Source organism: Streptomyces sp. SDT5-1 (assembly GCF_052245995.1).
In the GTDB taxonomy this organism is placed as follows: domain Bacteria; phylum Actinomycetota; class Actinomycetes; order Streptomycetales; family Streptomycetaceae; genus Streptomyces.
The window spans coordinates 6,348,354-6,360,236 of record NZ_CM125963.1 but is presented as its reverse complement, the minus strand read 5'-3'; the positions used below and the strand labels follow the sequence as shown (position 1 = coordinate 6,360,236).

General features: G+C 73.3%; 9 protein-coding genes. 3 read left to right on the top strand and 6 right to left on the bottom strand.

Annotated features, from left to right (window positions below):
• Positions 1-105: 105 nt before the first annotated feature.
• Positions 106-1,347 (top strand): M14 family zinc carboxypeptidase, encoded by a 1,242-nt coding sequence (locus ACTWJ8_RS29220; protein ID WP_443260686.1) that lies wholly within the window; start codon positions 106-108, stop codon positions 1,345-1,347.
• Between the two features lie 16 nt (positions 1,348-1,363).
• Here the strand turns inward: ACTWJ8_RS29220 and ACTWJ8_RS29215 are convergent, their stop codons facing one another.
• Entirely contained in the window at positions 1,364-1,915 is a 552-nt protein-coding gene (locus ACTWJ8_RS29215) for a DUF1707 and FHA domain-containing protein (protein WP_356378656.1), read from the bottom strand.
• A gap of 201 nt (positions 1,916-2,116) precedes the next feature.
• Here ACTWJ8_RS29215 and treZ point away from each other — a divergent pair, with 201 nt between their 5' ends.
• Complete coding sequence (treZ, locus tag ACTWJ8_RS29210) at positions 2,117-3,883, top strand: malto-oligosyltrehalose trehalohydrolase (protein WP_443260685.1); 1,767 nt, start codon at positions 2,117-2,119, stop codon at positions 3,881-3,883.
• A gap of 25 nt (positions 3,884-3,908) precedes the next feature.
• Here treZ and ACTWJ8_RS29205 read toward each other — a convergent pair whose 3' ends face one another.
• From ACTWJ8_RS29205 to cyc2, 5 genes are all read right to left on the bottom strand, one after another.
• Entirely contained in the window at positions 3,909-4,802 is an 894-nt protein-coding gene (locus tag ACTWJ8_RS29205; RefSeq protein ID WP_356378651.1) for an aminoglycoside phosphotransferase family protein, read from the bottom strand.
• A gap of 6 nt (positions 4,803-4,808) precedes the next feature.
• Positions 4,809-5,936: an aminopeptidase P family protein gene (locus tag ACTWJ8_RS29200; RefSeq protein ID WP_356378648.1), complete on the bottom strand. Its 1,128-nt coding sequence runs from the start codon at positions 5,934-5,936 to the stop codon at positions 4,809-4,811.
• Between the two features lie 143 nt (positions 5,937-6,079).
• The gene (locus tag ACTWJ8_RS29195) at positions 6,080-6,727 is read right to left on the bottom strand and encodes a PDZ domain-containing protein (RefSeq protein WP_443260684.1); all 648 of its coding nucleotides are present in this window, start codon (positions 6,725-6,727) and stop codon (positions 6,080-6,082) included.
• A gap of 121 nt (positions 6,728-6,848) precedes the next feature.
• Positions 6,849-8,780 (bottom strand): O-aminophenol oxidase PhsA, encoded by a 1,932-nt coding sequence (phsA, locus tag ACTWJ8_RS29190; protein ID WP_443260683.1) that lies wholly within the window; start codon positions 8,778-8,780, stop codon positions 6,849-6,851.
• 87 nt (positions 8,781-8,867) lie between these two features.
• On the bottom strand, positions 8,868-11,108 hold the full coding sequence (cyc2, locus tag ACTWJ8_RS29185; RefSeq protein ID WP_443260682.1) for a germacradienol/geosmin synthase Cyc2: 2,241 nt from the start codon (positions 11,106-11,108) through the stop codon (positions 8,868-8,870).
• Between the two features lie 129 nt (positions 11,109-11,237).
• On the opposite strand from cyc2, the gene ACTWJ8_RS29180 reads away from it, so the two are divergent.
• Positions 11,238-11,879, top strand: coding sequence for a chorismate mutase (locus ACTWJ8_RS29180; RefSeq protein ID WP_443260681.1), 642 nt, complete (start codon positions 11,238-11,240; stop codon positions 11,877-11,879).
• The last annotated feature ends 4 nt before the right edge of the window (positions 11,880-11,883 follow it).

The following is an 11,883-nucleotide window of genomic DNA, read 5'->3' as shown; positions in this document are numbered from 1 at the left end:
TTTTCCCTCCTGTCGGGCGGCCAGGGGCCGCGGTACAGGCCTTCTTGACACATGGAGCGGAGCATGGGGTACTGCGGATTGCTGACGCCGGGAGCACCAACGGGGGTGAGTCACCTGACGGAGCAGCGGTACCCCACCTCGGCCGAGTTGGTCCGGTCAGCGCGGGAGCTGACGTCTCACCGACCCGACCTGTGTCGTCTACGCCAGGTCGGAACGTCGCGTGGGGGGCGCCCCCTGCATCTGCTGTCGGTCGGGCACGACCGGCGCGCCGTCCTCATCGTGGCGGGAGCGCACGCCAACGAGCCGACGGGCGGCTCCACGGCGCTGCACCTGGCCGAAAAGGCGCTCTTCGACCGGGAGTTGCGCACCGACAGGTCCTGGCACTTCCTGCTGTGCGCGGACCCGGACGGGGCGGCCCTGCACAACGCCCCGCAGCCGCGCACGCTGCTCGACTACCACCGGGGCTTCTTCCGGCCCACGGGCGCGGAGCAGCCGGAGTGGTCGCCCTCCGTGCTGCCGCCCGACCGGCTGCCGCCCGAGACGCGGACGCTGGTCGGGGTGATCGACGAGGTGCGGCCCTACCTCCAGGTGTCGCTGCACGGCACCGAACTGGGCGGCAGCTGGGTGCAGTTGACGCGGGACATACCGGGGCTCGCCGAGCCGTTCGCCAAGTCGGCCGCCGAGCTGCACATACCGGTGGAGACGGGCGCCTCGGACGCGGCGGGCTGGCCGACGTCGGGGCGCGGTGTCCATGTGATGCCGGACCTGGACGCGCAGGCCGCGTTCCCGAGCCTGCCCGACGACGCGCGCCTTTCGACGTGGCACCACGCGCATCGCTACGGCGGCTCCACGGCGATCGTGGAGGTCCCGATGTGGGCGAGCGACCTGGTGGACGACCCGGCCCCGCATCCGGCGCCCGAGCGGGCGCTGCGGCGGCTTTCGGCCCGGCTGAGCAGGGACACGCGGCTCGTGGAGGACATCCTCGCGGAGGCCCTGCCGCGGCTGCCGGACACCGGAGGGCCGCTGCTCGGCGCCGCGCGCTGGGCCCTCGGCCTGGTGCCGGGGCTCGCGGACGACTGGGTGCAACCGCCGCCGCCGGACGCCACGATGGCGTACGTCGGGAGCATCGACGCGTTCGCCCGGCGCCTTCCGCTGCGGGCCGCGGCGATGCTGCTGCGGGTCCTGGAGGAGGCGGGCGACCGGGCGGCGCCCCGGCTCGACGCGCTGGTCACGCGGTGGTGCGAGGCGTACGCCGAGCGGTTCGGGGCGCGGTGGGTGCCGGTGGCCCACCAGATAGAGCATCAGGCGCGGACGACGGTGGCGGCGGTGCGGCACGCGCGCGGGTGAGCACGCGCCCCGGGAGTCAGTCGGCGGACAGCCGGAACGCCATGCGCCCGAAGGAGACCTGGTCGCCGTCCCTGACGACGGCCACGCCGATCACCCTGCGCCCGTTCACCGCCGTGCCATTGGTGGACCCGAGGTCGCGCAGCACCCAGCGGCCGCCCTGGCTGCTCAGCTCGGCGTGCACCCGCGAGACGGTGTCGTGGCTCAGCCGCAGCCCGTTGGCCGGGTCGCGGCCGATGCGCAGCGGGTACGGGGAGGTGAGCGAGGGCAGCTGGAGCCGGGGCAGCCGCTCCGTCGTCCACGCGGTGCGCAGCTTCACGGTGAACCCGGAGACCGCGCCGACGGCGCCGAACAGCGCCCGCGACCAGGCGCTCTCCTGGTGCAGATCGGCGGTGAGCCGGTCGAGCTCCTCGGTCCTGCGGGCCGAGAGCACCAGCTCCATGCGGCGCACGAACGTGTCGTGCGAGAGGCGGCCGAGGGCGACGCCGTCCCTGAGCACCTTCAGCGCACGGTCCCGCTCGGCGTCGGACAGCCGAGCCGGGTACGTGTGGTGTTCAAAAGAGGACGTCACAAAGGGAATTGTCGGGCAGCGGAGGCCGAAGTGTCCAGAAAACCGGGACCCGGCGGGCCCGCATCGCCCCGGTGGGGTGCCTCCACTTCGTGTGACACGCGCCCCAGCGGGCCGAAACCGCCCCGCGACGATCACAACTGACGCACCATGGGGATCATCCGTCACTGTCGGCAGGCATCCGGTCACAAGGGGGAACGGTCCGTGCAGTTCGAGGTGTGGGCACCACAGGCCGAGCAGGTAGCACTCCACTTGAGGGGTGCGGAGGACGAACAGGGCACCACGCGCGCGTTGTCGCGCGACCCGTACCGCGGCGACGGGTGGTGGTCGGGCCGGGCCGACGCCGCCGACGGCGCCCGGTACGGCTTCGCGGTGGACGGCGGCCCGGTGCTGCCCGACCCGCGCTCGCGGCGCCAGCCCGAGGGACCCGACGGCCTGAGCGCCGTCGTCGACCACCGGCGGTACGCGTGGCGCACGGAGTGGCCGGGGCGCGGCCTGACCGGCGCCGTCCTGTACGAGCTGCACGTGGGCACGTACACGGCGCAGGGCACGCTCGACGCGGCGGCCGAGCGGCTCGGGCACCTCGCCGACCTGGGTGTCACGCACGTGGAGCTGATGCCGCTGTGTCCGATGCCGGGGCGGCACGGCTGGGGGTACGACGGGGTCGACCTGTGGGCCGTGCACGAGCCGTACGGCGGCCCCGAGGCCCTGAAGCGCTTTGTCGACAGCGCGCACGAGCACGGGCTCGGTGTCGTCCTCGACGTGGTGCACAACCACCTCGGGCCCTCCGGCAACCATCTGCCCGCGTTCGGCCCGTACTTCACGGACACCCACCACACGCCGTGGGGCAGCGCGGTGAACCTGGACGCGGCCGGCTCCGACGAGGTGCGCGCGTACCTGATCGACAGCGCGCTCGCCTGGCTGCGGGACTACCGGCTCGACGGGCTGCGGCTCGACGCGATCCACGAACTCCACGACCGGCGGGCCCTGCCGTTCCTCGAGGAGCTGTCCGCCGCGGTCGACGCGCTCTCGGACGAGCTGGGCCGGCCGCTGTTCCTGGTCGGCGAGTCCGACCTCGGCGACCCGCGCGTCATCACCCCGCGCGCGGAGGGCGGCCTCGGCCTGCACGCGCAGTGGAACGACGACGTGCACCACGCCGTGCACGCGGCCGTCACCGGTGAACGGCAGGGCTACTACGGCGACTTCGCGCGCGCCCCGATGGCCGCGCTCGCCAAGACGCTCACGCACGGCTTCTTCCACGACGGCACGTACTCGACGTTCCGGGGCCGCCGCCACGGCCGCCCGCTCGACCGGGCCGCCGTCCCCGCGCACCGGCTGCTCGCCTACACGCAGACCCACGACCAGATCGGCAACCGGGCGCAGGGCGAGCGGCTCGGCGCGCTCGTCTCCCCCGGGCTGCTCGCGTGCGCGGCGACGCTCGTGCTCACGGGTCCGTTCACGCCGATGCTGTTCATGGGCGAGGAGTGGGCGGCGAGCACGCCCTGGCAGTACTTCACCGACCACACGGACCCGGCCCTCGCGGACGCCGTGCGCAAGGGCAGGCGGCGTGAGTTCGCGGCGCACGGCTGGGCCGAGGAGGACGTGCCCGACCCGCAGGACCCGGCCACCCGCGAGCGCTCCTGCCTGAACTGGGAGGAGCGCGAAACGGGCCACCACGCGCGCGTGCTCACGTGGTACCGCGAGCTCATCGCGCTGCGCCGCGCCCGCCCCGACCTCCAGGACCCGGACCTGGCGGCGGTCAAGGTCGCGTACGACGAGGGGGCGCGGTGGATCGCGTACCGGCGCGGCGATCTGCGGATCGCGGTGAACCTGTCGGACGCGCCGGTGTCGATCCCGCTGGGGCGGCCGGTGGCGCGGCTGCTGGCGGCGTGGGAGCCGGTGGAGCTGCCGGGCGGGGACGGCGTCCTGACCGTGCCTGCGGAGTCGTGCGTGATCGCCGTGGCCCCGTAGGAAGGCGCGTGGGGGCGGGAGCGGGTCAGCCGTCCGAGACGAGTTCGAGGAGGATCGGCTCCCAGACCCGCTCGAGCCGTACCCGCAGCAGCCCCAGGGGGCTCGCCGTGGCGCCGCCGAGGCCCTCGGCGAGCCGGACCACCGCGTCGCAGCGGCCGAGCCACAGGCCCCGCAGACAGGAGCGCGGACCGTAGCCCGCGAGCGTCGCGGAGCGCACGGCCGCCCGCGCGCCGACGGCCGCGGCGAGGCCCGCGATGTCCTCGGCTGGGTCGCCGATCCGGGCGTCGCCCCAGCCGAGGGCGCCCGTCACGCGGCCGTCCGGCGTCACGATCAGGTGTTCGCCGGACAGGCCGTGGTGGACGAGGACCGGATCGCCCTGCGGGCCGAGCTGCGCGACGGCCTGGGCGGTCAGCTGCCGAAGGCGTTCCGCGTCGAACTCGCCCTTGGCGTCCAGCTTCTGGGCGGCGGGTCCCGCCTGCTGCCCGAGCTGCTCCAGGGAGCGCGGCGCCACCTTCGGGACACCGAGCTGCGCGGCGCGGGCCACCGGCACCGACCGCAGCGCGGTGAGCAGCCCCGCCAGGTTCTCCTCGCCCGCCGCGGTGACCTCGCGGTCCTGCGCGGTCGCGCCGGGCAGCCGGGTGTCGAGCGCGTACGCGAGGCCGGGCGCCCACTCCCCCGTCGCGACGCCGGTCGGCACCGCGACCGGCACATGGGGTCGTACGAGATCGCGCAGCCGCAGCTCCCTGGCGCGCCGCACGGACGCGGCCCTGTCCTGCGCGAGCCGCAGCACGTGCGTGTCGCCGATCCACCAGGTGAACGGCGGGTCGTCCGCGGCCCGGACGGCGGCGCCCTCCGGGATCCGCGCCCCCAGAACGCGACGGACCGTTTCCGCGGTCGGCTGCTCCGGTGTGGACGGCATGGTCGCTCAGCCCACGATCGCCAGCTCGCGGGCCGTCGCGTTGAGGCGCCTGCCGCCGTCCTCGGTGACGGTCACGATGTCCTCGACGCGGACGCCGAACCGGCCCGGGAGGTAGATCCCGGGTTCGACGGAGAAGCACATGCCGGGCACCAGCTCCTGCTCCTCGCCCTCGATCATGTAGGGCGGTTCGTGCGTGGTGACGCCGATGCCGTGCCCGGTACGGTGGATGAAGTACTCGCCGTACCCGGCGTCGGTGATGACCTTGCGGGCCACCCGGTCGACGTCCTGGCAGGTGATCCCGGGCTTCACCGCGTCGCAGGCCGCGGTCTGGGCCTCGCGCACGATGTCGTGGACCCGGCGCTCCTCGTCGGTGGGCTCGCCGACGTGCACGGTGCGGGTGGTGTCGGAGCCGTAGCCGTGCTTGAGGCCGCCGAAGTCGAGCACCACCATGTCGCCGTCCTGGATGACGCGGTCGCCCGCCTCGTGGTGCGGGTTCGCGCCGTTCGGCCCCGAGCCGACGACGGTGAAGTCGACCTGGGAGTGCCCGAACCGCTTGAGCAGGTCGGACAGTTCGCGGGCGATGTCGTTCTCCTCGCGGCCCGCGAAGGCGACCTTCTTGATCTCCTCGTACGTGGCGTCGGCGGCGGCCCCCGCGGCGGCCAGGCGCTCGAGCTCGGCGGCGTCCTTCACGGCGCGCAGCATCGGCAGGGCCTCAGTGAGCGATACGTACGACGTCTCCGGGAGCGTCTTCTGGAGGCCGAGCAGGTGCATCGCCCACGCGTTGTCGCTGACGCCGAAGCGGCCCGCCACGTCGAGCAGCGGGGCCGTGACGTCGTACGGGTTCTTGCCGTCGGTCCAGTCCCGCAGCGTCATGGCGTCGGCTCCGGCTGCCTTCGCGGCGTCGGGCGCCTCCAGGGTCGGCACGACGAGCGTGGGTTCCTGTCCGGCCGCGAGCACCAGGAGCGTCAGCCGCTCGGTGTCGGCCGGCACGTGGTACCCGGTGAGCCATACGAGGTCGGGGCCGGGGGCGACCAGCACTCCGGCGAGCCCCGCGTCGGCGGCGGACTGCGCGGCACGGTCCATGCGGGCCTTGTAGTCGGCTGCGGTGAAGGGCGCGGGGGTACCGGTCGTCATGTCCTGACCTTTCGTACGGAGGGGCGCGGGCGTCGTACGAGCAGCCATCCTGCCCGGTGGCGCGGGGCGGCGCGAGACCGACCTCTGCCCATGATTTCAGGCGCCGTGCGCGGGGCGCGCGCCGAACCGGGGGGTCAGGTGACTCAGGTGACGACTCCGGGGGTGACGGCGAGCTTCTGCAGCTCCCCGTTCGCGTGCCGGACAGTGACCACGACCTGGCGGCCCGGCCGGGCCTCCGCCGCGTCGGCGACGGTCGCCGCGAGGTCGAGCGCGGAGCCGATGCGCTCGCCGCCGAGGCCCACGAGGACGTCGCCGCGGACCAGCCCTCCGGTGTAGCCGGGGCCCGGAACGTGGACGGCGACGACGAGGGCGCCGGAGCCCTTGGGGGCGTCGACGACCTCCACGCCGAGGCCGCCGCGGCCGACGAGGGGCGGGACGGGTGCCTTGGTGGGCCCCGCGGTGGGGGCGGGCTCGGGGGCGGGGGCCGTCGAGGCGGCGCCGCTCGGCTGCTGGGGCGCGGGCTGCTGCTCCTGGGGCGGGGTCTGCCGCTTCAGGTCGGCGAGCGTGCCCATGCCGATGACGGTGGCGCCCATGGTGCCGAGGCCGAGGCCGGCGAGCACCAGCAGGACCGCGCAGAGCAGCCCGCAGAGCGCGCCGCACACCCGCCTGCCGCGCCGCCGGGCGGTGGACGGTCCTCCGGGGCCCTCGGGGCCCGCTCCCGGTGTGCCGGGCGACGTCCGGCGGCCGCCGGATCCCGGCATCGACTTGGGGCGCAACGCAGTCTGTTCCACGGCCAGAGCCCTACCCTCCGCGCACGCCCGCGACGATCCACGAACGAGTGAGAGTGCCGGGGCCGCTCGAACGCGGACACCCGGCACTCCCCCCGCGGTTCACCGGCCGCGGACCGGTCGCTCAGCCTCCTTGGCCGCTGTGGCCACCGTGGCCGCCGCCGTGCCCGGCCCCGTGGTCGAACTTCAGGGCCTCCTCGGGCAGCACCACGAAGGGCCGCATCATGCCCATGTCCTCGTGTTCGAGGAGGTGGCAGTGGTACATGAACCGGCCGTACGCCCCGTCGAACTTCCCCATGACGCGGAGCATCTGCCCGGGCAGGGCGCGGAACACGTCCTTGTGGCCCCGCTCGTTGGGCGGCAGCGGCACCACCGTCGCCGGGTCGAAGGCGACCGGCTTGACGGTGCCGCCCACCTCGACGTCGAAGCCCGAGGCGTCGTACCGGTCCCGGCCGAGGATCTGGAAGTCGGCCAGGTGGATGTGCATGGGGTGCACGACCGGCGGGTTCACCGCGAGGTTGAGGAAGCTCCACTGCTCGTGGCTGCCCTCGGCGACGCTGAAGCCGAGCCCGTCGTTGAAGGTCCGGGAGATCCGCCGGTACGTCTTCAGCGCGCCCTTGTCGTCGACGAGCTGGATGACGCCGTCGGAGGGCACCTGGATGTCGTCCGCCTGCTCGGTGACGTCCTCCATCTCCCAGATCTCCGGGTGTCCGCCGCCGCCCTTGGTCGCGGGCGGCGTCAGGACGATCAGCCGGTGGCCGTGCTCGATGTCGTGCGTGAGCCGCCGGAAGGAGCCGGACAGCACCTCGGGCAGCACGAACGGGTCCGGGTCGCCGCACTCGCCGACCCGGAACTCCATGACGTGCGGATAGCGCACGTCTCCGGGCACGTCCGGCACCCCGGGCGCCTCGTTGCGCCCCTTGTCGACCAGCCGCACCCGCTTGCCCGCGAGGGCCGCGAAGTCGATCAGCAGGTCCATCCGCTCGGCGGGCGCGACCGTCAGTGTCGGCAGCTCGTCATCGAAGTCGACGGGCACGGGCCGCGGCAGCAGTCCGCCGTCGCTGCCGATCTGGTGCACGACGCCGGGCAGCGGCTCGCCGTCCTCGTCGATGAGCACCAGGTTGTAGATCCGCGCGTTCGACGCGTTCACCAGGCGGAAGCGGTACCAGCCCGCGTCCACGCGCGCGTACGGCCAGATCCGCCCGTTGACCGTCGTGTACGGGCCGGTGAACGGGAGCGTCACGGGCTTGCCCGTCTCCTCGTTCGCCGGATCGACGATCACGGTCTTGTGCAGCAGCCTGCCGTTGAGCCGACCGTCCTCGTCCGTGTCCAGGTTCCGGTCGGCGAGCAGCAGCGGGATCTCCCGCTCCCCCGAGGGCAGCCCGAGGGCGTCCTCCTCGTCGTCCCGCACGAGGTACGTGCCGTACAGGCCGGTGAACACGTTCCACCTGGTGATGTTCATGGCGTGGTCGTGGTACCACCACTGAACCGCCTGGTGGTCGTTCGGGTACTCGGCGAGCTGGGCGTCGCCGAAGCCCACCGCGTTGTCCGCCCAGCCGTCGTTGCCGCCGCCGGTCTGGGCGCCGTGCAGGTGGGTGACGGTCCAGGAGGGCAGGGCCGCGACGTCCTGGTCGGCCGGGACGCCGCCGCGGCCGGGCAGCGTGTTGAGCGGGGGCGGCGGGTCCTCGCCCGGCACGGCCGGCGGATTGGGCACCTCCACCGCCGTCACCGGGTACTCGCCGCCCTTGGGAATGCGGTTGGTCCAGGCGATGCGGACGCGCTGCCCGCGCCGCACCTCGATCGTCGGCCCCGGCACCGACCCCTCGTAGCCCCACATCAGTGTCGGTGGGAGCTGCGGGTGGAGCCGCTGCCACGTGGGCCGCAGCGCGATCTCCGTCTCCTGTCGGACGTCACCGGAGTCGGGCCGCAGCACCGGCGGCACCGTCAACGGCGCCACGTACGGCGCCAGTTCCCCCACGGCGGCCGCGGCGATCTCGCTCGCGGCCTCCTCGACCCCGGTGATCCGGTCCGTGATGCGCTCGAAGATTTCGGTCATGAAAAGAACACCCCCGTGTGTTCTCACATACTCCCCGTGTACGACCGCGAACGGCCGTCCTGTGCGGCCGTCTCCGGCCGTCTCACCTCACAAGACGGCCGGAGCCCCAGTGAAGTTCCCCGAATCGCCCAATCCGGACGTGGAGTTTGTGAAACCGGACGGAACCGGAGGCGCCGGTACGCGTCCGGGAACGAAGCCGTGGGCGCGCCGCGAGAGCCACGCGTCGCGGTAACGGTCCACCTTGCGGTGCCAGTTGAGGATGCCCGCCATCCAGTTCCGGAGGTCGTCCACGTAGCCGTCGAGGGCGGCGCGCGCGTCGCGGCCGAGCCCGAAGTCCTCGTAGAGGACGGGCAGTTCGTGCTCGACGATGTGCTGGAACTGCCGCATGCGCTGCGTCATGAGGTCGTTGACGATGCCGAGCGCCGTCGGGTAGTCGGCGCCGAAGAAGTTCTGCACGACGAGGATCGCGTTGTGGATCTCGCCCTCGTACTCGATCTCCTTCTGGTACGAGAACACGTCGTTGAGCAGGCACGCGTAGTCGATGGCCGAGTTCTCCAGGGCGCGCACCGGGCCCGTCCGGTAGATCTCCGGCGGCACGGCGGGGCCGTGGCCCATCCGGCACAGGCTCAGGGTGAGGTCGGAGCCGAAGGTGGCGCGGCGCATCTCCAAGTAGTCGACGGGGTCGGGGACGCGGTGCTGGAGCTGGTTGGCGACCTCCCACACCCAGCTCTCCGTCATCACCTCGACGGCGTCCTTCAGGGTCTGCCGTTGCTCCGGTGTCATGTCGGCCGTGGTGCGCCGCCACAGGTCGGCGAGGCCGCGCTCCATGGCGTTGGCCGGCGGCGGGATCTCCTGGCCGTCGACGGGCATGCAGGCGGAGAGCCGCGTGGTGCACAGCCGGGCGGCGGCGAGGTCGCGACGGTGCCCGAAGACCAGCGGGTAGTAGTCGTCCCCGTAGGTGCCCCAGGCGAGCCACTGGGAGCTGAGGTCGAGGGCTTCGGGCGTGCCGTCGGGGTCGAGGCCCGCGGCGCACAACGGCAGGTCGTAGGCGCGGAGTTTGTCCTCGTCCCAGACGCCCTCGCCGAGGATGCCCATGCGGTGCGTCCAGGGCAGCAGCCGCGCGCGTGCCCCGTCGAGCTCCGGGTTGAGGCTCAGGGCGAACGGCATGTGGATGTCGGGGATCAGGGCGGGGCCGACCTTCTGGAACGGCACGTGCGTGTACCGGCGCAGCCGTTCGGCGCCGACGCCGTCGAGCAGCGCCCGCACGTCCGTGGCGGCCGTCCCGAGGCCGCTCGGGCCGCCGAGGACCGGCGCGGACTCCGCGGCGGCCTCCTTGTTCATGTAGCGGCTCGACCGCATGTGCCACTCGTGGCCGCCGGACTGCCAGTCCTGGAGCCCGCGCGCGTAGGCGCCGACCGCCGCGACCTCGTCCGGGGTGAGCCCCTTCTCGACGGCCAGCGCGGGCACTTCGGTGAGGGCGGTGTGCTCGAACTGGTGCAGCCGCGAGGTCAGCACGTCGTTCACCGCCTCGGCGGCCTCCTGGGTGGAACAGCCGAAGAACGTCTCAAGGACCAGGACGCCGTTGGACAGCTCGCCCTCGTCCATGACCTCGCGCTCGTACGAGAACAGGTCGTTGCGCAGGTGCACGGCGTCGGCGAACGTCTCCATGAGGACGCGCAGCGGCCTCGACTGCGCGACGCAGGCGGGGACTTCGGCGGTCGCGTACTCCACCAGGCCCGCCGACCAGGGGGCGCCGCCGACCTTGCGGCGCATCTCGATGTACTCGACCGGGTTGGCGATCCGGCCCTCGTTGATGTTGGACAGCTCCCACATCGACTCGTTCAGGAGGTGTTCGGTGGACTCGGCGAAGCGGCGCCGCCAGTCCATCGACATCGCGGGCACGGTGCGCCGCCACAGGTCGATCAGGCCCGCCTCGACCGGGTTCTGCGGCTCCGGCACGTCCGCGTCGAGGTCCATCGGCATGAACAGCGGCAGCCGCTCCAGGTGCGCCTTGCCGGCCTCCCGGTCGTTCGTGCGCTTGTACATGTCCAGGAAGTGGTCGTCGAAGAAGAAGACCCACACGTACCAGTCGGTGATCAGGGAGAGCGCCGGGCCGTCGCAGTCGGGGTGCGTGTACGCGCACAGCAGCCCGTAGTCGTGCGCGTCGAGGTCGTCCTGGTCCCAGACGCCGCTGCCCTCCAGCATCCCCATCTCCCGCGCCCAGGCCGTGGAATGGGCCCGCGCCTCGTCCAGATGCGGGTTGAGGCGTGCCTGGTACGGCATGTAGAAGCGGGGCAGGCGGAAGGGCTGCGAGGACTCGTGTGTCATGGGCGCGGCCCTACCCGTGGCCGTCAACGGTCATCCACGGGGCGGAAGATGATCGCACCATCGCGTGAATCGGGATTGTTCGACGTACGGTCGGGGAAACGCCGCCGCTACGAACCCTGAGGACCCACGTTGCGCATCCGGACCACCTCGACCGCCGCCCGCCGCCTGGCCGCCCTGGGCGCCACCGCCGCCCTCGCCCTCGGCGGTGCGGCCCTCCCTGCGGCCGCGGCCCCTGCCGCCCCCGCCGCCGCGTCCGTGGCTGCGTCGCGGCCCGCCCACGCGGACCCGCGCGCCCTCGCCGCGATCACCTCGCTCGCCACGGAGCGGCTCGCGCTCGCCGACAAGGTGGCGGCGGCGAAGTACGGCACGGACGCGCCGATCGACGACCCCGCGCGCGAGCGGCAGATCCTCGACGACGTGGCGAAGCGCTCGGCCGACCTCGGCATCGACCCGGCGTACGCGCAGTCCGTGTTCCGCGACCAGATCGAGGCCAACAAGGTGGTGCAGCGCGGCCTGTACGCCCGTTGGGACGCGCACCCCGAGCAGCGGCCCACCGAGCGCCCCGACCTGGCCAAGGAGGTCAGGCCGCAGCTCGACCGCATCACCACGCAACTCCTGGACGCGCTGCGGAACGTGGCCCCCACGCGTACGTCCCCCGCCTGCACGCCGCTGCTCACGGCGGCGGCGCTGCACGACGCCCGCGCGCGCGGGTTCGACGCACTGCACCTGGAGGCGCTGCGGCGGGCGCTGCCGTCGGTGTGCGCTTCCTGAGCCT